The organism is Xanthomonas sp. XNM01 (assembly GCF_014851915.1).
GTDB lineage: Bacteria > Pseudomonadota > Gammaproteobacteria > Xanthomonadales > Xanthomonadaceae > Pseudoxanthomonas.
In genome coordinates this window covers 103,607-129,925 of sequence record NZ_JACVAP010000007.1, presented here as the reverse complement: position 1 = coordinate 129,925, position 26,319 = coordinate 103,607, and the positions used below count along the sequence as shown (strand labels likewise).

The following is a 26,319-nucleotide window of genomic DNA, read 5'->3' as shown; positions in this document are numbered from 1 at the left end:
TTTTCCGCAGTGCAAAAAAGCCGATGACAGGTCCGACCTTCCAGGGATTGATCCAGTCGCTCAACGCCTACTGGGCGGAGCAGGGTTGCGTGCTGATCCAGCCGCTCGACCTCGAGGTCGGCGCCGGCACCTTCCATCCGGCGACCTTCCTGCGCGCGCTCGGCCCGGAGCCGTGGAACGCCGCCTACGTGCAGCCCAGCCGCCGGCCCACCGACGGCCGCTACGGCGAGAACCCCAACCGCCTGCAGCGCTACTACCAGTACCAGGTGGCGATGAAGCCCAACCCGGACAACATCCAGGAGCTGTACCTGGGCTCGCTGAAGGCGCTGGGCATCGACCCCCTGGTGCACGACCTGCGCTTCGTCGAGGACAACTGGGAATCGCCGACGCTCGGCGCCTGGGGCCTGGGCTGGGAAGTCTGGCTCAACGGCATGGAGGTGACCCAGTTCACCTACTTCCAGCAGGCCGGCGGCATCGAATGCCGTCCGGTGCTGGGCGAGATCACCTACGGTCTCGAGCGCCTGTGCATGTACCTGCAGAACTGCGACAACGTCTACGACCTGGTCTGGACCGAGGGCCCGCAGGGCGTGGTCACCTACGGCGACGTCTACCACCAGAACGAAGTCGAGCAGAGCACCTACAACTTCGAGCACGCCGACGTGGCCGAGCTGTTCCACCGCTTCGACGCCTGCGAGCGCGAGGCGCGCACGCTGGTCGAGGCCGGGCTGCCGCTGCCGGCGTACGAGCAGGTCTGCAAGGCCAGCCACAGCTTCAACCTGCTGGACGCGCGCCGCGCGATCAGCGTCACCGAACGCCAGCGCTACATCCTGCGCGTGCGTGCGCTGGCCCAGGCGGTCGCCCAGGCCTACTACGCGCAGCGCGAGAAGCTGGGCTTCCCGGTACTGAAAGACGAAGAGAAGCGCGCGGCCCTGGGCCTGGTGTCGCTGGTTGCCAAGGAGAACGCGTGATGTCGGCGATGAAATCCCTGCTGATCGAACTGGGCACCGAGGAACTGCCGGTCAAGGCGCTGCCGGGCCTGGCGCAGGCGTTCTTCGACGGCGTGCTGGCCGGGCTGGAGAAGCGTGGCGTGGCGGTGGAGCGCGGTGATGCGCGGCCGCTGTCGACCCCGCGGCGCCTGGCCGTGCTGCTGCCGGGCGTGGCCACCGAGCAGCCCGAGCAGCATTCGGAAGTGCTGGGGCCGTACCTGAACATCGCGCTGGATGCCGACGGCCGGCCGACCAGGGCGCTGGACGGCTTCGCGGCCAAGGCCGGCGTGACCTGGGAGCAGCTGGAGCGGACCAGCGACGCCAAGGGCGAGCGCTTCGTGCACCGTGCGGTGAAGCCGGGCGCGCGCACCGCCGAGCTGCTGCCGGAGATCCTGCGCGAGGCCATCGCCGCGATGCCGATCCCCAAGCCGATGCGCTGGGGCGCGCACGAGCACGCCTTCGCCCGGCCGGTGCACTGGCTGGTGGTCCTGCTGGGCCAGGACGTCGTCGAGGCCGAGCTGCTGGGCCTGAAGGCGGACCGGATGAGCCGCGGCCACCGCTTCCTGCACGACAAGACCGTGTGGCTGACCAGCCCGGACGATTACGTCGGTTCGCTGGAAGCCGCGCGGGTGCTGGTCGACCCCGCCGCACGCCGCGCGCGCATCGTCGCCGAGGTCGAGGCCGCCGCCGCGCAGGCCGGTGGCAGCGCGCGCATCACCGAGGACAACCTCGAGCAGGTGGTGAACCTGGTCGAGTGGCCGTCGGCGGTGCTGTGCAGTTTCGAGCGCGCGTTCCTGGCGGTGCCGCAGGAAGCGCTGATCGAGACGATGGAGATCAACCAGAAGTTCTTCCCGGTGCTCGATGCCGGCGGCAAGCTGACCGAGAAGTTCATCGGCATCGCCAACATCGAGTCGAAGGACGTCGCCGAGGTGTCCAAGGGCTACGAGCGGGTGATCCGCCCGCGCTTCGCCGATGCCAAGTTCTTCTTCGACGAGGACCTGAAGCAGGGTCTGGTGTCGATGGGCGAGGGCCTGAAGACCGTCACCTACCAGGCCAAGCTGGGCAGCGTGGCCGACAAGGTCGCGCGCGTGGCCGCGCTGGCCGAGGCGATCGCGCCGCAGGTCGGCGCCGACGCGCTGCAGGCCAGGACCGCCGCGCAGCTGGCCAAGAACGACCTGCAGTCGCGCATGGTCAACGAGTTCCCGGAGCTGCAGGGCATCGCCGGCCGCCACTACGCCGTCGCCGGCGGGCAGACCCGCGAAATCGCGCTGGCGATCGACGAGGCCTACCAGCCGCGCTTCGCCGGCGACGACATCGCGCTGTCGCCGCTGGGCAAGGTGCTGGCGATCGCCGAACGCCTGGACACGCTGGCCGGCGGTTTCGCCGCGGGCCTGAAGCCGACCGGCAACAAGGACCCGTTCGCGCTGCGGCGCAATGCGCTGGGTCTGGCAAGGACGGTGATCGAGTCGGGGTTCGATCTGGATCTGCGTGCGCTCATCGAACACGCATATGAGCTTGCCAAGCAGGCCATGTCGGACGTGATCCTTCGAAAGAAGGTCGACGCCGCGGAGATGGCGAACGCTGAAGGGGTGGAGACGTCCGGTTCGCACTTCAACCTGCGTTCGCTCAATGAGCAGGAGCTCCACGAACTCTACGACTTCATCATCGACCGCCTGCGCGGCTACTACGCCGACAAGGGCGTACCGGCCGCGCACTTCAACGCCGTCGCCGAATTGAAGCCGCAGTCTCTGTACGACTTCGACCGCCGCATCGACGCGATCGGGATCTTCGCCGCGCTGCCGGAAGCCGAGGCGCTGGCCGCGGCCAACAAGCGCATCCGCAACATCCTGCGCAAGGCCGACATCGCGATCCCCGGCGACATCGACACCGCGCTGCTGGCCGAGCCGGCCGAGGAAGCGCTGGCCGAGGCGGTGGAAGCGGCGATCGGCGACACCGGCGCGGCCCTGCACGGCAAGGACTACGTGGCGGCGCTGACCCGGCTGGCCACGCTGCGTCCGCAGGTCGACGCGTTCTTCGACGCGGTGATGGTCAATGCCGAGGACCCGGCGCTGCGCGGCAATCGCCTGGCGCTGCTGAAGAAGCTCGGCGACCGCCTCGGCGCGGTCGCGGCGATCGAGCACCTGTCGGCCTGATCCCGACACCCGGGTCGCGTGTCCGCGGAGCCGCATCGCGCTCCGCGGACCGTCACCGGGACGACCACGCGTGGCGCGTCCCCTGCCCGCGCCACGCCGCGGAACCGGGGCGTGGCGGTGCGTCGGTCGCGGCCATGGCGTGAACGGGCGATGCGGGCCCTGCGGGTGCGTTCGCCAGCGACAAGGGTCGGATCGCCCGCGCAAGGGCGATGGCCAGCGCGCGCACCACGCCGCCCGCGCGGACCGCCGTCATCGGGACCCGCCTGCTGCGCTCGCCTGCCTGCGCGTCATGCGGCACGCGTGACGCCGCACGCCCCCTGGCGGAACGGCCGGGATCGGCGCCGACGGTCATGCCCGTGGCGGCCACGGCCACGTCAGCCTGGCGTGGCCACGGTCTCCACGCAGGGCAGCACGATCCGGAAGCGGCAGCCCTGCCCGGGCACGCTGTCCACGTCCATCCGCCCGCCGGAGGCCTCCACCAGGTCGTGCGCCACCGCCAGCCCCAGCCCGGTGCCCTGCCCGGCCGGCTTGGTGGTGAAGAACGGTTCGAAGCAGTGCGCCAGCGCTTCGGCGCTCATGCCGGTGCCGGTGTCGGCCGCCTCGATCGTCACCTGGCCATCGGCCTCTTCCACCGACACCGCCAGCCGCCCGCCGCCGGGCATCGCGTCGTTGGCGTTGCTGGCCAGGGTGAGCACGATCAGCTCCAGCTGGCCGCGGTCGAACAGCACCGCCGCCGGCGACACCACCGCCAGCTCGAGCGACACCTCGGGCCGCAGCAACTGGCGCAGCATCGGCCGCATTTCCTCCAGCGCCAGCGCCGCGTCGAAGACCTCGGGACGGTTGGCCTCCAGCCGGCTGAAGTCCAGCAGGCGGCGGGCCACCGCGGTCGCGCGACGGGCGGCGAACTCCGAGCCCTGCAGCGCCTCGCGCATCTGCCCGGGATCGGCGCTGCGCTGGCCGCGGCGGGCGTAGCCCAGCACCAGGCCCAGCAGGTGGTTGAAGTCGTGCGCGATGCCGCCGGCGAGCCGGCCGACCGCTTCCATCTTCTGCGCGTGCACGAGCAGGTCGCGCGAGCGCTCCTTCTCCTGCATTTCCAGCTGCAGCCGGTCGCGCGAGCGCGCCAGCTCCTCGCTGTGCCGGCGGGCGGTTCCGAGGCTGCGCCGCAGGGTGGCCAGGGCCGCATCGAACACCGCCGACACCACCAGGAAGCCGGCGACGACGTGCAGCGTCTGCTCGACCAGGATCTCCATCGCGCTGCGCGCGAACATGTACATCACCGCATCGCGCCACGCACCGCACAGCACGCCGACCAGCACCCCGACCACGGTCGCCCACAGTACGCGGCGGCCGAGGACCACGCCCGCCACCAGCACCAGCAGCAGCTGCAGCAGCAGGAACGGCGACTGCGCCTGCAGGCCCCAGTAGCGGTAGCCCACCCACAGCTGGATCACACCCACCAGCACGAACGTGCCGGCGGCGCCACGCTGCCAGCCGCGCCGGACCGCGAATACGCCGGCCCAGGCCACGCAGGCATTCACCGCGCCCAGCGCGATGCTCAGGGGTTCCAGACGCGGCCCCAGCCGCACCCAGGCGGCGAGCAGGGACAGCGGCTGGTAGGCGCCGAAGAAGACCAGCACCCACAGCAGGATCCGGGCTTCCTGCGACTGCCAGACCATCGAGGCCGAGGAAGGCGGGCGGTACGGGCCATCGGAAGCGAACGGCATCGATAGAACGTCATGCTGACCAGGGGATGTCGGGCATGGTACCCGGCGGCGTCCCGCTCCGGCCCGGCCTGCGGCGAGCGGCTATAGTGGCGCCCGTCGCCGGCGTACGCCGCCGGTCCGGTCCCGGTCCCCAAGGACGCCGCATGCCTCCTTCCCTGCTTCTCCGTTCCGTCGCCAGCCTGGTCCTGGCCGTCGGTGTGGCCGCTCCCGTCGTGGCGCAGGTCGCACCCAGCCCCCGCCCGCACCAGGCCCAGGTCGGCAGATGCATGGCCAGTGCCGAACTCAACCCGAACGAGGCGCTGCGGCTGGCAGACGAACTGCTGGCGCTGCCGGACCTGGACGATCGCGCCGAGATCATCGTCCGCAGTTGCCGGGCGCTGGCGTTGCGGGCCGCCGGCCGCGGCGACGACGCCATCGCGGCCGTCGACCAGCTGCTGGCGCTGGCGGACGCCCCCGGCATCCCGGAGCCGCTGCGGATGGATGCGCACCTGAACGCGGGCAGCGTGCTGATGTCGACCACGCAGCAGGCGCGCGCACTGGCGCTGCTCGAATCGGTGCTGGCCGACTCGCGTCGGCGCGGCGAAGCGCAGACGACGATCCACGCGCTGAGCGGCATCGGCCTGGCCCGCGCGTCGCAGCTCGACGATGCCGCCGGCGCGTTGCCCTATTTCGAGCAGGCCGTCGCGATGGTGGTACAGCTCCCGCATGGCCCGCCGATGCGCGAAGCCACCATCCGCTACAACCTCGCCTACAACCTGCTGAAGCTGGACGACTACGCGCGCGCCGATGCCGAGTTCCAGCGGATCGAGACGCTGCTCGCGCCGGTTGCCGGCCCCGGCGAAGCCGGTCTGCTGGCCCGGGTCCGCAGCCATCGGGGCGAGGTGCTGCGCCGACAGGGCGACCTGGCGCAGGCCAGGCACCAGTTCGATCAGGCCCTGGACGCGCAGAAGACGGTGGGCGACATCCACGGGCAGACGGTGACGCTGATGGGGCTGGCGCGGCTGGCGCTCGACGAGAACGCGCCCGAGCGCGCCCAGGGCGAGGCCGAGCAGGCGCTGGCCCTGGCCGAACGCGGCCGTTTCGTGGTCGAGACCCGCGATGCGCTGGAACTGCTGGTGGCCGTGCATGCCGCACGTGGCGACAGCGCCGGCGCGGCGGGCTACAGCGCGCGCATCCAGACGATGGAACGCGAGCGCGACCGCGTCGCCGCCCTGGACAAGCTCGCGAGGATGCAGGCCGAGGTGGAACAGGACCTCGGCCCGGGCGGCGCCAACGCGCAGGACGTGCGCACCGCGCAGGTGATGCGCAACGGCAGCATCGCGCTGGCGGTGCTGACGCTGCTGGTCGGCGGCGCGGTGCTGCTGCGCATGCGCCGGCGCCAGCGCCAGCTGCGGGTGTCCAGCAGTACCGATGCGCTGACCGGGCTGATCAACCGTGGCGAGGCCGACAGCCGGATCAAGGCGATGCTGCAGGCGCATCCGGGCGACGCCGACCGTCGCTGCGTGCTGCTGATGATCGACATCGACGCATTCAAGGCCATCAACGACCGGCACGGACACGCGGTGGGAGACGAGGCCCTGCGGCACGTGGCCGGCGTGCTGCGCGAAGCCAGCGACCGCAACGACCTGGTCGCACGCTGGGGCGGCGAGGAGTTCCTGGTCGCGCGTGCCGACAGCAGCCGCGAGGCGGCCTTCGCGCTGGCCGAGCATCTGCGGGCGAGCGTCGAGCGGCGTCCGCTGGGCCTGCCCGGCGGCGCCACACTCGGCATCAGCGTCTCGATCGGCGTGGCACCCGCTCCGTTCTTCCCGGGGTCGGAGCACCGCGACGGCTGGCAGGGCGACCTGCGCCTGGCCGACCGCGCGCTCTACGTGGCCAAGCATGCCGGGCGCAACGCCTGGGCCGGCATCTGGGGCCTGGCCGAGGGCCGCGGCGTGGACCTGTACAGCGTGCGCCAGAATCCCGAATCGGCGCTGGCGCAGGGCTGGGTGGTCATCGGCGGCAACCGGCCGATGTCGTGGGCGCCGGTACGCGACGAGCCCGCCCCGGGCGCAGCGCGCCGGCCATCGGCGGTGCCGGGCGATGGCCGCAGCTCGAAACACGGCGGCGACCCGCGCTGAACCGCGATGCCGGATCCGGATGCGCTGCACCCGGATCCGGTCTCCCCTCACCGGACGACGAAGCGCACTTCCACGCGCCGGTTCGGCAGCAGGCACTCGTGCAGCGCCGCACGCGGGGTCACGCCATCGCACTGCTGCACCTGCTGGGTGTCGCCGCGGTAGCTGTAGCCGATCAGGTCCGGCGCGACGCCCCGGCCGATCAGCAGCGTGCGCACGGTCTGCGCGCGACGCGCCGACAGGCCCTGGTTGTAGTCGTAGCCGCGGCCCTGCATGCGGTCGGCATGGCCGACCAGCTCGACCTTCTCCAGGGTCAGGCCCTCCTGCGCGATCCGCGCCAGCGCGCGGTCCAGGCTTTCCAGCGAATAGGTGCGGATGTCCGGGCGCTGGTCGCGGTCGAACTCGAACAGCACGTTGGCGATCAGCGGCTGGTCGACCGGCGCGACCGGCGGTGCCTGCGTCCCGGCCGGAACGCCGCACTGGCGGGCCAGCCACTCGGCATCGTTGACCAGATCCTCGGCGATCTGGATGTAAGGCTTGGAGTGCCGCCACTGCTGCTGGTTGAACTCGTTGCCGGCATGCACCAGCTCGACCTCGCCGCAGGCCACCGCCTGCTGCGCGCAGACGAAGCCGGGCGTGCCGTGGATCGCGCGCAGGCGCTGCCAGAGGTCGTCGCGCAGGTGACGCGCGTCGTTGACCAGCGGGGTGTCGGTCGGCAGCGGCGAGGCGCCGGCCTCCATGCCGACGATCAGCTTCACCGACTCGTCCAGCGCTTCCTGCGGGAAGGCGCTGCGGTCGTTGCGGGTGTACTCGTGGAAGGACACGTCCAGCCAGCACTGGGCCTTGGCCAGGTGGTAGTCGCGGATCGGGCGGCCGGCATCGTTCAGCGCCTGGATCCGGCCCTGGGTGGCGTCGTAGTTCTGCAGATCGGCGTGCACGGCCTGGTCGCTGATCCGGTCCTGCTGCGGATGCAGCCGCACCTGGTCCTGGGCGACGGCGGCGCCGGCCAGCGCGATCAGCACGGACAGGCCCAGCGCACGACGGCGGGAGGTGGAGAGGGTCATGGTCTGGGTCTTCATTCGTTGGTCGCTCCGTGGTGCACGGGGTCGCGATAGCGGGGTTGCTCCCTGCGGAACAGGTCTTCGTCGAACTTGAAGCGCAGGCGCAGGTAGACGCCCTGCTCGGTGTACTCGTAGCCGGACAGGTCGCGGTCGGCGCGGAAGCCGCTCCAGTTGTAGCCGGCCGACAGCCACAGGTTCTGCCGCAGCAGGCGGCCGACCTCCAGGCCGTAGGCGTACTGGTCGCTGCCGGACTGGCCGCGGAAGGTCGAGGCCATCACGCCGATGTCCCAGTGCTCGGTCACGTCGTAGACCACGCGGCCGGACACCAGCACCGCGTTGAAGCGGCTGTCGACGCGGCCGCCGTCGGCGTGGGCGAAGCGGTCCTGCTGCCACTTGCCGGCGATGCGCCCGGTCAGCCACCAGGGCCGCGACGGGTGCCAGTCGGCATGCATCGAGACGATGTGCGCGCGGGTGCGGATGTCCTGGCTGGCACCGGACACCACCTGGCCCTGGTCGAGCAGCAGGCCGCTCTCGTCGCGTTCGAGCTTGTACTCGTAGCGGGCCAGCGCGTTGATCCGGTTGGTGTCGGTGTCGCGGTAGGCCAGGCCGAGCTGGAACCGGTCCTGCAGCACGTCGCCGCGCGAGCGGTAGTCGGTGGACAGCAGGTAGTTGCGGGCCAGCACTGTCCAGTCGCGGTTGATCTTGCGCGCGACCAGCAGCTGCAGCAGCGTGGTGTCGAAGGCTTCGTCGGCCTCGGTCCCGGCCACGTCGCCGGAGATCCGGTGCTCGATCCGGGCCGCACCGCGCCACAGCGGGTTGGCGGTGTAGTCCAGGCCGAACGCCAGCCCGGTGACGTCGCCGGTGATGCCGTCGTGCACCTTCACGTGCTCGGCCGAACTGCTCAGGCGCAGGCCCTCGGCCACGTCCCAGGTGTTGCGGATGCCGGACGCGGTCTGGATGTCGCGGCCGTTGATGGCGTCGCGCATCCGGTGCTCGCTGAACACCTGGGTGTCCTTGAGGTAGGTGGTGTCCACGCCGAACACCAGCGCATCGGTCTCGCGGTCGGTGGTGGTGATGCCGTAGGCGCTGGTCAGGCCGGTCTGCTTCTCGTAGCGGCCGTAGAGGCGGCTGCGTTCGAACGCCTGCCAGTCCGCACCCAGCGCCAGCCGGTTGCGGTCCTCGCCGCTGATCTCCTGCTCGACCTCGCCACCGACGGTCAGCCGCTCGCTGACCCGGTAGCCCAGGCCGATGCGCGCGGTGTCCGACTCCAGCTCGGTGCCCACCGGCAGGCTGCTGCCGATCTCGCCGTGCGCGCCGCTGCTGCCGATCACAGGCAGGCCGGTCAGCGGATCCAGCGGCTGCGCACCGTAGCCGAGCGCGCCGCCGCCCGCACCGGTGGCGAACCCGCCGGTGAGGCCGCCGGCGTTGCCGAACGGGCGCCCGCTGGACCACGGCGAGTACAGGCCGACGGTCTCGCGGATGCTGCGCAGGCCCAGGTCCACGGTCAGGCGCTCGGTGGCGTCGATGCGCACGCCGGCGCCGGCCGCGTCGCGCTCGCCGCCCTGCGGGTTGCGGTCCTCGCTGCGCAGGCCTTCCACGTACAGCTGCAGGCGCTGCGCCAGCTGCCAGCCGAAACGGGCGCTGTACTCGCCACGCCCGCCGAACAGCGGCGCGGCGGCGTTGTTGAAGGCCGGATCGGTGCGCGCGGCGAACACGCGCGCATCCAGGCGCTCGCCGGCATGGAAGAACTCGACCCGCCAGGCGTCGCCCTCGACCTGCCCGCTCAGGTCCTGCAGGCCGGGCGTGGCCAGCTGGTTGAGCGTGTTGGTGTTGATCTCGCTGCGGGTGCGCGCGAACTCGGCCACCAGGTGGGTGCTGTCGCCGAAGCGGTAGCCGGCGTTGGCGCTGCCCATCCGGAATTCGGCGAAGGGGTTGCGGTCGTCCACGACCGAACCGCCGACCTCCAGCCTGCCGGTGACGCGCAGCTGCGCATCGGCACCGTAGGTCCAGAACTTCTCGCCGAGCTGGTCCATCTCGTAGGTGATGCGCAGCGAGACCGGATTGAGGTCGGCGTCGAACGCAGGCAGGAACTGGTTGAGCAGGATCCGGCCGGAGAACGGCTCGAAGCTGTAGTCCACCAGCCTGGCCAGCGGCCGCACCTCGACGATGCGCGAGGGCTGGTTGCGGTCGCGCACGACCACCTCGACCCGCTCGCTGCCTTCCAGCACCGCATTGTTGCGCAGCGCGTACGGGCCGCTGCCCTGGCTGGTGAACTCCTCGATCACCTGGCGCAGCGAGTCCTCGATCGCGAACACGTTGCCGCGCACGCGCTCGTTCTCGAAATGCCAGCCCAGGCCGGTCGCGGTGCGGTTGTAGGTGCCCAGGCTGCGCTGCGGGATCGCACCGCTGCCACCGACACCGGTCATCGTCGCCAGCGTGTCGCCGGTCTGGAAGTCGCCGTACAGCAGGTAGCTGCGGCCACTGTCCAGGCGCACGTACAGGCGCTCGGCCGAACGCGCGTCGAAGCCGCGCAGCGAGGCGTCGCCGTAGACCGGGTAGAACTCCTCCGGCTGCACGTCGCGCAGCAGGCGCGAACGCACTTCCTTGTCCGAGTCGTAGGCGGCGGTCAGCAGGTACTCGCCCTTGATCCGGCCCTTGACGAAGAACGCGGTGCGCGCCGAGGCGTTGGCCTTGCCGTTGTTGAACTGCTTCTCCCAGCGGCGGATCTCGCGCTCGAACGCGTCGCCGCGCTCGACCGGCGCGATCAGGTCGCGGTTGCCCTTGCGGCGGAAGTTGACGATGCCCTCGATCAGGCCGGTCGCCAGCAGCTCGCGCATTTCCGGCAGGAAGCCGACCACGCCCTCGGCGGTCTGGTCGCCGGCGGTGATCCGCAGCAGCACGTCCTGCGGATCGTGCGGGGCGATCAGGTGGAACTCGGCCACGCCGTCCTGCAGCGGCAGCTGGATGCCCGGCGTGACCTTGTCGGCATCGAGCGCGCCCGGACCGAACTCGTCGGTGCGCGAGCCCGGCAGGCGCACGCGGCCGCCGCTGTACTCGATGGTGGCGAAGGTCTGCCCGGCCGGCGGGCGGCCGGCGGCGTCGAGCACCTGCACGCGCACGTGCACGGCCGACTGGCCATCGGCCGGGACGCCGTCGCGGTCGAGTTCGACCAGCACGCGCTCGATCTGGCGGTTGGCCGCGTAGTCGACCGTGCCGGAGCGCGCCTCGATGGCGCGCGGGCCGGTGGCGGTCGCGGCCGGCGACTGCGGGTAGAGCGCATCGGCGCGGCCCAGGACCGGCGTGAAGCGCTGGCTGCCGGCGACGTCCTGGGCGATCGCCGGCAGGGCCGCCATGGCCAGGGCGGCGGCCAGCAGGCTCAGCCGCGGCTGGCGGGAACGGATATGGCGGCTCACGGCTGCACCTCCCCGGTGCCGGCGGCGGAGCCGGCAGGTGCGATGGGTCTTGGATCCACGATCGGTCTCTGGTTGGCCGGATCGGTGCCCTGCTGCGGGCTCCGCACCGGCTTGCTGTCGAAGCGCAGCGCCGGCTGCCCGGTCTCGGTTTCCGGCGCGCGCACCTCACCCTGGGTGCGGCGGGCCTTGACCTGCTCGACCACCGGGTTGGAACAGCTGCCCTCGACGAAGTCGGCGCGGTGCAGCTCACCGTTCTTGAGGTCGATGAACAGGCTGTCGGCGTCGCCGAGGTTGCGGTTGCTGCTGGTGGTCAGGCGCGCGCCGACCGGCAGGGTCGAGGCGTCCACCTTGAGCGTGTGGCTGCGCGGCGGCAGGCCGCAGTAGCTGTACTTGCCCTCGATGTCGCTGATCATCCAGGTGCCGTCCTCGAAGTAGAGGCGCACGCCCGGGATGCCCAGTTCCTCGGCGTCCTGCACGTGGTTGCGGTTGCAGTCGACGAACACCTTGCCGAGCACGCAGCCCTCGCTGGCGAACACGCCGCCGCGCACCGTCACCCGGTACTCGGCCTGGTTGGAGGGCACGCTGCCCGGCAGCGGCGACAGCCCGGCCGGATCCACGCAGTGGTCGTTGCGCTGGCAGCCGTGTGCGGTGGCGCGGTTGACGCCATCGCCCTGGTCGGCACCGACGCCGATGCGGACGCGGTAGCTCAGCGTGCGCTGGCCCTCGGCCGGCAGGCGGCCGATGTCGAACGCCAGGGCCGGGCCCGGTGCGCCGGCCGGCTCGGCGATCGGCGCACCATCGACGCGGGCGCTGCCGGCGATGTAGGTGAAGCCGCGCGGCAGACGGTCGAGCACGTCGACCTGGTACAGGCCCACGCCGGACACGTGGCGGATGTCGATGGTGTACAGCACGCTGTCGCCGATCTCGGCCACCGCACGGTCGCCGCGCTTGGCGATGCTCAGCACCGTCGGCACCTGCGCCAGCTGCACCTCGTTCGGCACGCGGCAGGCGTTCTGGCTGACCGCCGGATCGCACTCGGGCAGCTCCTGCGGACGCTGCTCGAAACGCTCGCGCTCCTCGGGCGTGGGCTCACGCGACGGTTCCTCGCCACCACCGGTGACGAGCACCACGTTGTGCACCGCGCCCAGCGCCACCGCCTCCGGCAGGACCTCGACCGGCACGCGGATCGCGACCGGATGGATCTCGCCGGCGGCCAGCTCGCGCGCCGCGGTGCAGCGGAAGCGCTGCTCGGCGGCCACGACCGTACAGGTCCAGCCGTCGCCGGACGGCGTCCCCGCCGGCACGATGCCGGCCGGCAGGCGGTCCTCGACCACGTACTCGCCGCTGGACGCGCGCTCGCCGATGTTGCGCACGCGGATCAGGTACTCGGCCTGCATGCCGACGGTGAACACCGGCACCGACGCGGCCTTGCTGACCGCCAGGTCCGGCCAGGCGCGGATGACCTCGCTGGGCAGGCGGCAGGCGTTCTGGGTGATCGCCGGGTCGCAGACCGGCAGGCGCGGCACATCGTTCTCGAACGCGTCGCGCTCCTCCGGCGTCGGTGCGCGGAACTCGCGCTCGCCGCCGCCCTCGACCAGCACCGCGTTGTGCACGGTGCCGGCCTCGGCCGCCGCTTCGCCCACCAGCACCGGCACGGTGATCGGCGAGGCGGAGGTCTGCCCGGCCTGGAGCACCACGCTGCTGCGGCAGACGAAGCGGGTCTCGCCGGCCTGGCCGCTGCAGTTCCAGCCATCGCCGGTGGGCACGTCGGCCAGGGTCACGCCGACCGGCAGGCGGTCGTGCACCAGGTACTCGCCGCTGCTCGCGCTCTGGCCGCCGTTGCGGACCACGATGCGGTAGCTGGCGGTGTTGTGCGACAGCAGCACCTCCGGGGTGACCGACTTGCTGACCAGCAGGTCGGGCGAATCGCCGATCTCGCCGAAGTTGTTGTCGATCGAATCGGCACCGGCAGGCAGCACGATGCGGGCGATCGACGACGGCACGGTGTCGCGCGGGGTGGCGTCGCCGCCGTGGCTGCCCGGCGTGGTCAGGCCGTTGACGGTCTGCGGCGGCTGGGTCGGCTCGGTCACCGTGTAGGTGCCCGGGCGCAGGCCGTCGAAGCGGTAGCGGCCCTGGTCGTCGGTGACGGTGGTCAGCTGCACGCTCGCGCCGGTGTCGTCGGTGCCGGTCAGCACGATCTCCACGCCCGGGATGCCGGTCTCGCCCGGATCGACCTGGCCGTTGTCGTTGCTGTCGTTGTAGACACGGCCGGACAGCGACGCGCCACGCACCTCGCCGAAGTTGTTCTCGACCGACTGCTGGTTGGCGCCCAGCACGATGCCGGCGATCGCCGACGGCGTGGTGGTCACCGCGGTGGCGGTGCCGCCATGGCTGCCCGCCACGGTCTGGCCGTTGAAGGTGCCGGTCGGCTGGGTCGGCTCGGTCACCGTGTAGGTGCCCGGCGACAGGCCGTCGAACAGGTAGCGGCCCTGCGCGTCGGTCACCGTCTCCAGCGACACCGGGTTGCCGCCGGCATCGGTGCCGGTCAGGCGCACGGTCACGCCGGCGATGCCGTCCTCGCCCGGGTCGATCACGCCGTCGTTGTCCAGGTCCAGCCAGACGCGGCCGGCGATCGAGCTGTTCTCCGGGATCTCGCCGAAGTTGTTCTCGACCGAGTGCTGGTTCACGCCCAGCACGATGCCGGCGATGGCCGACGGCAGGGTCGCCTTCGGCGTGGCGGTACCGCCCAGGCTGCCGGCCACGGTCTGGCCGTTGCGGGTGCCGGCCGGCTGGTCCGGCTCGGTCACCGTGTAGGTGCCCGGCGCCAGGTTGGTGAACGCGTAGTTGCCGCTGGCGTCGGTGACGGTGTCGATGGAGACCGGGGTGCCGGACACGTCGGTGCCGGTCAGGCGCACGGTCACGCCGCGGATGCCGCGCTCGCCGCTGTCGATCACGCCGTTGTCGTCCACGTCCATCCAGACCCGGCCGACGATCGAGCTGTTCTGCGGAATCTCGGCGAACAGGTTGTCGACCGAGGCGCTGCCCGGCGTGCTCAGGTCGATCGTGGCGATCGCGCTGGGCACGGTGGCGACCGGTGTGGCGGTGCCGCTGCTGGCGCCGCCGACGGTGCCCGCGGTGGTGATGCCGTTGATGGTGCCCGGCGGCTGGGTCGGCTCGGTCAGGGTGTAGATGCCCGGACGCAGGCCCTCGAAGCTGAAGCTGCCGTCGGCCGCGGTGGTGGTGTTCAGGCTCACCGCCGCGCCGAGGTCGTCGATGCCGGTCAGCACGATGGCCACGTTGGCGATGCCGACGTCGGCGGCGTTGTTCTGCACGCCGTCGTTGTCGACGTCGAAGAACACCACGCCGGCCACGGACACCGGGCGGGTCTCGCCGAAGTTGAACTGGGTGCCGTTGCCGGCCGCCAGCTCGATGCCCACGATCCGGTCGGTGCTGGCCGCATCGCCGGCCTGCGCGGTCTGCGCGGAGCAGCCGACGCAGGCGGCGCCGTTGACCAGACCCGGATTCACCGCGCTGGGCAGGTTCACGTAGCCGGTCGGCAGCGGCTGGCGCACGGCGTAGCGGCTGCTCGGACGCAGGCCCGGGAAGCTGTAGCTGCCATCGGCCTGGGTGGTGGTGCTGGTGACCAGGTCGTAGGCCGACGTGGCCGGATTCCAGACCAGCAGTTCCACCGTCGCGTTGGCGATCGGCAGGTCGCTGCCGCCGTAGGTGTCGTTGCGGTCCACGTCCTCGTAGACCACGCCGGACAGCGAGACGCCCTGGAACTCGGGGAAGTCGAACTGCACGCCCTCGGCGCCGCTGGCGAGCACGACGCCGCCGATGACGCTGGTCGAGGCGGTGTTGGCGACGCTGTAGTCCGCGCCCGCCGGCGTGGTGCCGGTGCTGACGCCGTTGCGCACGGTGCGCGCGACGTTGGGCTGCGGCAGGCCGTTGTCGTAACCGGCCGGCTGGGTCTGGGTCAGCGTGTACCCCGCCGCGTCGGACGGCGGCAGGCTGGCGAACAGGTAATCGCCGCTGGCATCGGTGACGGTGCTGACGTCGATGGTGTTGCCGTTGCGGTCGGTGCCGGTCAGGCGCACGGTGACGCCGGCGATGCCGGTGTCGCCCGCGTCCTGGTCGCCGTTGTCGTTGCTGTCCACGAACACGCGGCCACCCAGGCGCGCGGCCGTGGCCACCTGCACCGGCGACTCGTCGGTGTTGTTGCCCGGGACGTTGTCGACCGACACCTCGTTGCCGTCGGCGTCGCGGCCCGGCTGCACCTCGGCCTGGTTGATGCGGTCGACCAGGAACGGCGCGCTGGCCGATCCGTCGTACACGCCGGGCACCGGACGCGCCCACAGGCTGATGGTGACGGTGCCACCGGCGGGGAAGACGCCGCCCACGTCGCAGGTCAGCGCCTGGCGCTGGGCCGGTGCGGTCACCGCGGCAACGCCGTTGGAGACATAGCAGACGTTGTCGGTGCCGTTGGCGGGCACGGTGGCGCTCACCGCGAGCGGACCGGACAGCGAGGCGCCGGAGGCGGCGACCGCGGTCGGGACCTGCGTGCTCACCCAGTCGAAGCCGCTCGGCAGGGTGTCGAGCAGACGCATGCGGGCGACGGTGCCGGCACCGTTGTTGGTCAGCACGACGTCGTAGCGGACGTGCTGGCCGACATCGACCGGACCGGCGGTGACCGTGTTCTTGCTGACCGCCAGGTCGGCGACCGGCATGATCAGGTCGTTGACCGAGGCCAGGTTGTTGGCCGCCACGGCGGCATCGTCCGAACAGCGGCCGGCGCTCTCGTAGGTGTTGGTCTCGTCGGCGCACACGTAGGCGCGATTGCCGAACAGCACCGGGCCGGTCGCCGTGCCGGTCATGCTCAGCACCAGCTCGAAGTTGATCTCCTCGCCTGCGTCCAGATAGCTGTCCGCGACCGCGGGCGCCAGCTGGCAGACGATGTTGGCGTTCTGCGAGGCCTGGGTGCAGGTCACCGCGCGGTTGACGAAGCTGAAGCCGCCACTGGACGTGCCCTGGTTGTAGTTCTCCGGACCGGCGGCCAGCGCGAAGCTGAAGCCGGCCGGCAGCGGCTCGAGCACGTCGGTCATCACCACGCGCTCGGCACGGGACGGACCGGCATTGCGGATGCCGAAGCGGTAGCGCAGCGCATCGCCCATCTGGAAACGGGTCTGCCCGGCGGGCAGGACGCGGATCTTCGACTGCTGCAGGTCGATCGCCGGCACCTTCACGTCGAAGTTCGCGTCATCGGCGTTGTTGCTCAGCGCCCGCGCGTCGCCGCAGGCGGCGCTGACCGGCGTGCCGTCGGTGCGCCACTCGCACAGGCCGCCGCCGAGCTCGACCCGGGCGACGTTGCTCACGCCCGAGTACAGCGTGTGGCCGGCCGGGTGGTCGCTCGGGTTGAGGACCGGCTTCTTGAAGCGCGCGCGGATCACCACCGCATGCGAGGTATTGCTGTCGATGCGCTGCGCGTTGGCGCACTGCACGCGGGTGGTGTCGGCCAGCGACGGATGCGGGATGGTCGCGCAGCTCATCGCAGCGGAACTGGTGGTCACCTCGACGATGTCGTAGGCCGGCTGCGCGAGCGTGGCGGTGCCGGTGAACAGGTCGTCGACGACGACGAAGTCGCCGGCGTCCATGATCGGGAACGGCCCGCGGTTCTGCGCGTTGATCGTGAACGTCACGATCTGGCCGATCACCGGCTCGGTCGGGCTCACCGTCTTGCTGGTCAGCGCCACGTCCAGGCGCGGCTCCAGCTGCAGGTCCGCGTCGTCTTCCAGGGTGCCGGTCAGGATCGCGTCCGGCGAGCTGAGGGTGGCGGTATTGACCAGCAGCGCATTGCCGCCGGTGCCGGCCTGCATCTGCGCCACGCTCGCGCCCAGCGGACGCGCGACGTTGAGCGCGATGACGATCTCGGCGCCGGGAGCGACGCTGGTGAACGCGCAGTTGAGCAGGTTGTTGCCCGCGGTGATGGTCGCCGGGCAGTTGTGCGAGGCGACGTTGCTGGCGGTGACCGAGACCGGAATCGCCGGCGTCCTGCGCGAGGCATCGATGTTGATGACGCCGGGCAGCGGATCGCGGACCCGCAGGGTCGGGATGGTCAGCTGCGCGGGATTGTCGGTGGTGTCGGGCGTGCTGATCCGCAGGCGCCAGATCATGCCGTTGGTCGCCGCCGGCATCAGCGCGCTGTCGACCCAGGTGCCGCCGTTGTCGACGGACACTTCCTTGACGATGTCCACGCGGGCGCTGTCGTCGTCGATCGGCGTGGCGACCAGGCCGGTGCCGGCGTCGTCGCAGTCGTTGCCGGTATTGGTGTCGGCCGGCTGCGGCCCGGCGGCCGGGCCCAGACCGAGTGCGGCGAGCGCGCTGCCGCCGGTGCAGGCGCGGTTGAGCAGCGCGACCGGCGGATCGGTGTCGGCCATCGGCGCGACCTCGCTGGTGAAGCGCAGCGACAGCGAGTTTCCGCGCAGGAGCGTGCCGCTGCCGGTGGTGGCGCAGGTGACCATCACCGTGTGGGCGGGGGTCGGCGGCGTGGCACTGCCGGGCACCGGCCCGACCGAACAGCTCCAGGTGCCCGCGCCCTGGGTGATGGCGACGCTGCCGCCGGTCCCGCCCACGATCTCCTGCGGCAGCAGGTAGTCGATCACGCGGATCGGCGTGGCGGGCGTGTACGCCAGGTCGCTGCTGCTGTCGGCCGCATTGGCGACGGTCAGCCGGGTTTCGAGCAGCGTGCCCGGAGCGACCGGGGCACTGGTCGTGCTGGTGCCGTTGACGAACTTGGACTTGCCGATGCCCAGGTCGGCGAACGGCTCGGCGACCTGCCACGGACGCACGGTGTCGTTGTTGGCCGGTACCGCATCCTTGAGCCCGGCGGGCGGCGTGGCCACGATCGGGAAGTCGCCGGTGCCCGGCGTCAGCGGCATCGTCAGCGGCAGCGCGAACGACTGCCCCGCCGCGACGTTGACCGTGCCGGCCACGGTGCACACCACCAGCGTGCCGCTGTAGAGGGTGCCGTCGACCGTGAGCGAGGACGTGCCGGGGCTGGCCGAGCAGCCGGCCGGCAGGGTGCCGATGCCGAACCCGTCCGGAATGATCGTCCGCACGGTGCCGCCGTTGGACACCATCGGACCGTTGTTGAAGTAGGTGATGGTGAACGAGGCGGCGCTGCCGACCACGCGCGGCGTGGAGTCGAAGACGCCGCGCGCCTCGATGTCGGTGCCCGGCGTGGCGCTGTAGGGCAGCGTGGCGGTGTTGTTGTTCGAGTCCCGGTCGATGTACTGGCCGTTCTGCGAGGCGATGTCGGCGATGTTGAAGAACGAGCCGTCGATGCCCTGGGTGCCCTCGATGAAGATCCGGCTGGCGTTGAACGCCGCGGCGGTGAACGGGCCCGCGTAGACGCAGCGCACCTCATGCGCGCCGGTGTTCACCGAACAGCTCGGCGACAGGCCGGTCGAGGAATGGGTCACGCCGGTGAACTGGCCGACGGCGCCCGGCAGGCGGTCGACCACCACCAGCGACGCGCCCGACGGCACGTCGCTGCCGCCGGTGGCGATGTTCGGCGTGAGCTGGAAGCGGATGCGGCTGCCGGCGAAGGTGTCCTCGTCGGCGGTCAGCTTGCTCTTGGCGACGCTGATGTCGCCGCTGTTGCGGATGTCGCTGGACTGCGAGGCGCTGGTCGCGCCGGCGTCGTTGCCGACCGCAGTCAGGTTGAAGCCGCCCAGCACCGCGCCGGTCACCGGCAGGAGGATCGTCCCCGAGGTCTGCCCGGCAGGCACGGTGCAGGTCACGCGGCTGCCGGACACCGCGCAGCCGCTGGCGGCCAGCGCCGCCGGATCGACGCTGAGCTGGGACGGCAGCGGATCGATGACGATGGTGTCGGCGGCGCCCGCGGACAAGCGGCTCCAGTCGATCTCGGCGTTGACCGTCATCGCCAGGCCGATGTCGGGCGGCAGCCGGACTTCCTGCGGAATCACCGCGGCCCACGCCCCTGCCATCGGCAGCAGTCCTGCCAGCAACGCCAGCCACGCGCGGCCCGCGCCCTGTCGGCGCCGGCCAGTGGTGTACGCGGCCGAATGCCGGCCATGCGCCGCGGAAGGCGCCCTGTCGTCCTGTTGGATCACGCTGGTTTTCCCCTTGGCCGGTTCCCGCTGCTGCGCGGGACCGGCTTTGCCTGGTGTGCCGGGGCATGCGCGGCGACGGGCGCGCGCATGCGGTGGGCCCGAGGGCCCGGTTGCGGCGCGGATTCTTCAGGGAACCGGGGCGGGGGTCAGTAACGGAGGGTCACGTTCGCTCACGCAACCTCACGCACGCACCCCGGGGCACGTGCGATGGACAGGCAGGGCGGGGAGAAGAGCGGCGACGCCGCTCAGTCCGGATCGGCCACCAGCAGGTAGCCGGCGCCGCGCACGGCGCGCAGGGGCAGCGCCTGGCCGCTCGCGCTGCGCACGCGGGTCCGCAGGCGATGGGCGAGGACCTCGAGCCGGTGCGGATCGAAGTCCCAGGGCGCGTCGGTGAGGCCGGCGATCAGGGTCTCGCGGTCGACCGGGGTTTCTGGCGTGGCGAACAGCGGCTGCAGGAAGGCGCGTTCGGTCGCGCTGAGTTCCAGCGTGGTCCCGTTTGGCGCGCGCAGCCGCCAGCCGCCGGCCTGCAGGCTCCAGCCGGCGGGTGGCTCCTCGCTGGCGGGTGCGGCAGCGGCCGCGGCGGTCAGGCGACGGCGCAGGCTCAGCAGCGCCGCGGTCATGACGTCGGGATCGAACGGCTTGACCAGGTAGACGTCGGCGCCCTGCCCCAGGCCATGGGCCATGTCGCGCGAGGCGCCGCGGCCGGTCAGCATCACGATGCCCACCGCGGAGGACCGGCGCAGGTGCGCGGCGATGGAATAGCCGTTCTCGCCGGGCATCATCACGTCGAGGATGACGATGTCGCAGCGTTCGCCGGCCAGATGCCGGTACAGCGCGCCGGCGTCCTCCACGCCCACGGCGTCGGCACCGCGGTCGTCGAGTTCGGCGACAAGCAGCGCGCGCATCTCCGCATCGTCATCGACCACCACCACGCGCAGCCCGGCCAGCGGCATCGCCTCGGCGTCCAGTGCATCGGCCGCCGGATGAAACGGGTCCTCCACCTGCGCCTCGGAGCGTCATCAGATCGGCATCGATGCTAGCACGCGCCCTGCCTCACGCCGGCTTAAGCCCGTGCCCGGCCGATCCCGGTATCCTCCCCGCATGCGTCCGTTCTCCCCCCTGACAGCAGCGCTGTCCACCCTCGTGCTGCTCGGTCTCGCCGCTCCTGCCGCCCATGCGCGCGGTGTCATCGAGCGGTTCGAGATCGCCGGCCTGGACGGCAACGCCAACGAGCCGCTGCGCGAGAACATCCGCCTGTCGCTGACCCTGCGCGACGCGGTCGGCAAGGAACAGGGCGAGTCCCGGCTGGAGTACCTGATCAACCGCACCGAGAGCGAGACCCGGCAGGCGCTGGAGCCGTTCGGCTACTACTCGCCGACGATCACCGTCGAAGCCCCGCGCGATGCGGACGACAACATCGTGGTCACCATCCGGGTCGACAAGGGCGAGCCGGTGCGGGTGCGCGAGGCGCGGGTCGGGCTGATCGGTCCGGCCGAGGACGACATCTATCTGGCGCGCGACGTCGCCGCGTTCCATCCGCAGCCGGGCGAGGTCCTGGACCACACCGTCTACGAGACCCACCGCGACCGGATCACCCACCGCCTGGCCGAGCGCGGCTACTTCGACGCCGACTTCGATGCGCGCGAGGTGCGGGTGACGCGCGCGGCCAACGCCGCCGACATCGACCTGGTCTGGGACAGCGGCGCCCGCTACGACATGGGCCCTACCACCTTCAACCAGGACTACTTCCGCCCCGGCCTGCTCGAGCAGCTGGTCAGCTGGGAGGAAGGCAGCTACTTCCACCAGGGCAAGCTGGACCGGCTGCGCGAGTCGCTGGTCAAGCTGGACTACTTCAGCGTGATCGACATCCAGATCCGGCCCGAGGACGCGGTGGACGACTACCAGGTGCCGATCGACGTCAACCTGACCCTGGCCAAGCGCAACATCCAGACCTACGGCCTCAGCTACGGCAGCGAGAGCGGCACCGGTGTGCGGGTCGGCCTGGAGCGGCGCTACGTCAACGACCGCGGCCACAAGCTCAACTACGACCTGGACTACGCGCAGAAGCGCAAGAGCTTCCTGACCCAGTACCGGATCCCGGCGTTCCGCTGGCTCGATGGCTGGTACGCAGCCGCGACCAGCGTCTACGACGAGCAGACCGACTACATCGACCTGCGCAACGTGCGCCTGATCGGCAGCCGCAGCGGCGAGATCAACGAGCACTGGACCGCGGTGGCCTCGATCAACGCGCTGCGCGAGCGCTGGAGCGTGACCCCCGAGGACGACACCACGCTGCGCAGCTACAGCTACGCGACCCTGGTCTATCCGGAGATCACCGGCACCTACGTCAACGTCGACGACCGCCTGTTCCCGCGGCGGGGCATCAGCGCCAACCTGGTCCTGCGCGGCGGCATCGAGGGCGCCGGCTCGGACACCAGCTTCACCCAGGCCCAGATCAACGCGACCTGGTTCCAGGGCCTGGGCGAGAACAACCGCCTGATCGTGCGCGGCGAAGCCGGCACCACCTGGACCAGCGAGCTGGTGGCGATGGCGCCGAGCCTGCGCTTCTTCGCCGGCGGCGACCGCAGCATCCGCGGCTACGCCTGGCGCGAAGTCGGCCCGCGCCGCGGCGACTACGCGCTGGGCGCCAAGAACGTGGTCACCGGCTCGGTCGAGTACGAGCACTACCTCGGCGGCGGCCCCTGGGGCGGCGCGGTGTTCGTCGACGCCGGCGACGCCTTCGACGACCGCATGGACGTACGCGTCGGCGTCGGCGTCGGCCTGCGCTGGCGCTCGCCGGTCGGCCCGGTGCGGATCGACATCGGCCACGGCCTGGACAACCCCGACTCGCAGTTCCAGCTGTACCTGAGCCTGGGAGCCAACCTGTGAGCGCGCCGGAGCCGACCCCGGCCGCGGCCCCGCGCCGCCGGTTCTACCGCAGGCGCCGCTTCTGGGCGTGGTCGGGCGTCGGGGTGCTCGGCGTGGTCCTGGCGCTGCTGGTCCTGGTGTACTGGCTGCTGCAGACCGTGGCCGGACGCGACGTGCTGCTCGCGCAGATCGTCTCGCGGCTGCCGCTCAACGCCAGCCTGGAGTGGGAGAAGGTCGAAGGCCCGATCGCCGGCCCGCTGATCATCCACGGCCTGGACTTCCGCTACGACGACTACCGCTTCACCGCCGAGCGCGCCTATCTGGATCCGGACATCCGTCCGCTGCTGGGCAAACGCCTGCGCCTGGACGCGTTCGAACTGACCAATGCGCGCCTGAACCTGGCGCCCAGCGACGAACCGTTCGAACTGCCGCGCTGGCCCGACGTGCTGCCGGCGATCGAGATGCCGCTGGCGATCCAGGCCGACACCATCGTGGTCGACGGCCTGGTGGTGACCTCCGGCAATGAACCGCTGATCGACATCCGCAGCCTGCGCGGCGGCATCGACATCGCCACCGGCAGCCTGCATGCCGAGCAGCTGAAGGTCGACAGCGACCTGGGCGTCTTCAGCGTCCACGGCGACTACGTGCCCGCCGAGGACTACCGCAGCGACCTGGTCGCCACCGCGGTGCTGCCGGCCCCGCGCGGCCAGGCGCCGGCGCGTTTCGGCCTGATCGCCAAGGGCGACCTGTCGCGGATGGACGTGGCCATCGGCGGCCGCGCGCCGGAGTCGCTGCGCGCCACCGTGGTGCTGGGCGGCGATGCCGACGCGCCGACCTGGCAGCTGCGTGCGCGCAGCGAGGGGCTGGACCCGGCACTGCTGACCGGCGAGGCCGCCAGCGGCGAGCCGTATGCGTTCGCGCTCACCGTCGACGGCGTCGGCGGACGCATGGACATCGGCGGCGATGCGCGCCAGGGCGACATGGCGGTCACCATCGCACCGTCGAAGATCCACCTGGAAGACCAGGTGCTGGTGGTCGAGCCGCTGCTGCTGGAGGGATTCGACGGCAGCGTGCGGCTGCAGGGCCGCGCCGACTTCACCGATCCGGAGAACGCCAGCTTCCGGATGGCGCTCAACGCGCGCGCACTGCAGTTCACCGGCAGCGAGCCGGACGCGCCGACGGTCGGCGTCGATGCCGCGCTCGGCCTCGCCGGCACGCTGAAACAGTGGGCCGCCTACGGCGAGGCCACCCTGCAGCGCGATGCCGAGCAGGCCACGCTGGACCTGGACATCCGTGGCGACGACCAGCGCGCGCGCATCCATGCGCTGCGCGCGACGATGCCGACCGGCACGCTCGACGTCACCGGCGAGGCCGGCTGGGTGCCGCAGCTGGCCTGGGACGTGCAGGCGCGCCTGCAGGGCTTCGATCCCGGCTATTTCCTGCCCGACTGGGAGGGCAACGTCGATGGCCGCCTCGCCAGCCAGGGCCACCTGCGCGAAGAAGGCGGCATCGAGACCGACGTGGTGATCGAGGATCTGGGTGGCCGCCTGCGCGGGCGGCCGCTCGACGGCAGCGGCCGGCTGGCGCTGCGCGGCGACAGCGGCGAGGGCCGGCTGGCGCTGAGCCTGGGCAGCAGCCGGGTCCGCGCCGAGGGCCGCTTCGGCAGCGACCGCATCGCGATCGACGCCACCCTGCAGCCGCTGCAGCTGGACGACCTGCTGCCCGGTGCGGGCGGCCGCATCGCCGGCAGCCTGCGTGTCGCAGGCAGCCCGCAGACGCCGGACATCACCGCCGACCTGTCCGGCAGCGCGCTGAGCTGGGACACCTGGCGCGCCGACCGCATCGCGCTGCGCGGCAAGCTTCCCTGGCGCGGCGACGGCGGCGATCTGCTGCTGCAGGGCGACGCGCTGCAGGCCGGCATCGCCCTGCAGCGCGTGCGCGTGCATGCCCGCGGCGCGGTGGCCAACCTGCAGCTGGACGCCGAGGTCGACAGCCCGGAAGCGGCCAGCATCGCCCTGGCCGGCACGCTGCGCCAGCGTGGCCAGGCCTGGGAGGGCAGCGTGGCCACGCTGCGGATCGACCCCGTCCTCGGCGACACCTGGACCCTGCAGGCGCCGGCCACGTTCGCCATCAACGGCCCGCGCTACCAGCTGCAGCCGGCCTGCCTGGCCACCGGCAGCGGCGACCGGAGCGCCACCCTCTGCGCCGAGGCCGACTGGCCGCGCGCCGGCCTGCAGGTGACCAGCGAGCGCCTGCCGCTGGCCCTGGTCCACGACTGGCTGCCGCGCAACGAAGGCCGCGCGATCCTGCTGCGCGGCGACCTGAGCCTGGACGCGCAGCTGCGGCCGCAGGGCAACCGCTGGACCGGCCAGGTCCGCGTGGCCTCGCCCGAGGGCGGCCTGCGCCTGGGCGACCGCACCCGCCGCGAGATCCTGCGCTACGACCAGTTCAGCATCGACGCCACCTTCGACCCGCAGAAGATCCAGGGCCGGCTCGGCGTGGGCTTCCAGGGCGACGGCTACGTCGACGCCAGCTTCGATACCGGCTGGGAAGACGGCTCGCCGCTGACCGGCAACCTGTACATGTACATGTCGCAGCTGTTCTGGCTGGAGCTGTTCTCGCCGGACCTGGTGCGTCCACGCGGCGTCGTCCGCGGCCATGTCAGCGTGACCGGCAGCCGCGGCCAGCCGGCGATGGGTGGCCAGCTGGTACTGGAGGAGTTCCAGGGCGAACTGCCGGTGCTGGGCCTGGTGCTCAGCGAAGGCAAGGGCAGCTTCGACGCGCAGCCGGACGGCTCGGCCAGCATCACCGCGTCGGTGAAGTCCGGCGAGGGCACGCTGACCGTCGATGGCGGCCTGTCGTGGTACGGCGATGCCACGCCGCTGCAGCTCGCCATCCGCGGCCAGAACGTGCTGGTGTCCGATACCGCGATGCTGCGCGCGGTCGCCGCGCCCGACCTGCAGTTCAGCATCGTCGACCGGACCATGCTGCTGCGCGGCCAGGTCGACATCCCCAGCGCGCGCCTGGACCTGGAACGGTTCGACTCCGGGGTGTCGCCATCGGACGACGTGGTGGTGGTCGATCCGGTCGATCCGGAGGAAGGACCGGACGCGCCGCTGGACATGGATCTGGCGCTGGTGCTCGGCGACGGCGTGCAGCTCAGCGGCTTCGGCCTGGACGGCACCCTCGCCGGCCGCCTGCAGGTGCGCTCGCGCCCGGGCCGCGACATGACCGCCACCGGCGTGCTCGACGTCGGCGGCGAGTACAAGGCCTACGGCCAGGAACTGGCGATCTCGCGCGGACAGCTGACCTGGAGCAACAATCTGGTCACCGATCCACGCATCAACCTGCGCGCCGAGCGCAAGATCAACGACATCACCGCCGGCATCGACGTCACCGGCAACGCGGAGGCGCCGCGCGTGGTGGTGTGGTCCGATCCGGCGATGCCGCAGTCCGAGGCGCTGTCCTACCTGATGCTCGGCCGCAGCCTGGCCGGCGCGACCAGCGACCAGGCCCAGCAGGTGAGCGCGGCCTCGGCGGCGATGTCGGCCGGCACCGGCCTGCTGGCCGCGCGCCTGGGCGCCAGCCTGGGCTTCGACGACGCCGGCGTGACCCAGTCGCGCGCACTCGGTGGCTCGGTGGTCGGCGTCGGCAAGTACCTCTCGCCCAGGCTCTATGTCGGCTACGGCGTGTCGATGGTCGGCAGCGGCCAGGTGCTGATCCTGAAGTACCTGCTGCGCAAGGGCTTCGACATCGAGATCGAGTCGAGCACGGTGGAGAACCGCGGCTCGCTGAACTGGCGACGCGAGAAATAGCGGCACGGCACGCGCCGCGCGCGTGCCGGATCCGGGACGGCCGCGGCGCGGGA

General features: G+C 71.7%; 10 protein-coding genes. 5 read left to right on the top strand and 5 right to left on the bottom strand.

The features are described from left to right. Positions 1–23: 23 nt before the first annotated feature. On the top strand, positions 24–968 hold the full coding sequence (gene glyQ, locus IB242_RS19335) for a glycine--tRNA ligase subunit alpha (RefSeq protein WP_192283406.1): 945 nt from the start codon (positions 24–26) through the stop codon (positions 966–968). Next, complete coding sequence (gene glyS, locus IB242_RS19330) at positions 968–3,139, top strand: glycine--tRNA ligase subunit beta (RefSeq protein ID WP_192283404.1); 2,172 nt, start codon at positions 968–970, stop codon at positions 3,137–3,139. Before glyQ ends, glyS begins: the two co-directional genes overlap by 1 nt. Positions 3,140–3,513: 374 nt before the next feature. On the opposite strand, the gene IB242_RS19325 is transcribed toward glyS, so the two are convergent. Beyond that, positions 3,514–4,863: an ATP-binding protein gene (locus IB242_RS19325; protein ID WP_192283402.1), complete on the bottom strand. Its 1,350-nt coding sequence runs from the start codon at positions 4,861–4,863 to the stop codon at positions 3,514–3,516. A 143-nt stretch (positions 4,864–5,006) separates the two neighbouring features. Between IB242_RS19325 and IB242_RS19320 the strand changes: the two genes are divergently transcribed. Further along, positions 5,007–6,980, top strand: a complete 1,974-nt coding sequence (locus tag IB242_RS19320; RefSeq protein ID WP_192283400.1) for a diguanylate cyclase — start codon at positions 5,007–5,009, stop codon at positions 6,978–6,980. 47 nt (positions 6,981–7,027) lie between these two features. Here the strand turns inward: IB242_RS19320 and IB242_RS19315 are convergent, their stop codons facing one another. The 4 genes from IB242_RS19315 to IB242_RS19300 form a co-directional block, all read right to left on the bottom strand. Continuing rightward, entirely contained in the window at positions 7,028–8,056 is a 1,029-nt protein-coding gene (locus tag IB242_RS19315; protein ID WP_192283397.1) for an OmpA family protein, read from the bottom strand. Next, a complete protein-coding gene (locus IB242_RS19310; protein ID WP_192283395.1) occupies positions 8,053–11,451 on the bottom strand; it encodes an Ig-like domain-containing protein in 3,399 nt (1,132 codons plus the stop codon). The genes IB242_RS19315 and IB242_RS19310 overlap by 4 nt, the downstream gene beginning before the upstream one ends. Continuing rightward, entirely contained in the window at positions 11,448–19,457 is an 8,010-nt protein-coding gene (locus IB242_RS19305) for an SdrD B-like domain-containing protein (protein WP_192283393.1), read from the bottom strand. Before IB242_RS19305 ends, IB242_RS19310 begins: the two co-directional genes overlap by 4 nt. Positions 19,458–19,828: 371 nt before the next feature. After that, positions 19,829–20,584 (bottom strand): response regulator transcription factor, encoded by a 756-nt coding sequence (locus IB242_RS19300; RefSeq protein WP_192283391.1) that lies wholly within the window; start codon positions 20,582–20,584, stop codon positions 19,829–19,831. Between the two features lie 100 nt (positions 20,585–20,684). Here IB242_RS19300 and IB242_RS19295 point away from each other — a divergent pair, with 100 nt between their 5' ends. Continuing rightward, the gene (locus IB242_RS19295; protein WP_192283388.1) at positions 20,685–22,472 is read left to right on the top strand and encodes an autotransporter assembly complex family protein; all 1,788 of its coding nucleotides are present in this window, start codon (positions 20,685–20,687) and stop codon (positions 22,470–22,472) included. Then, positions 22,469–26,266 (top strand): translocation/assembly module TamB domain-containing protein, encoded by a 3,798-nt coding sequence (locus IB242_RS19290; RefSeq protein WP_192283386.1) that lies wholly within the window; start codon positions 22,469–22,471, stop codon positions 26,264–26,266. Before IB242_RS19295 ends, IB242_RS19290 begins: the two co-directional genes overlap by 4 nt. Positions 26,267–26,319 lie beyond the last annotated feature (53 nt).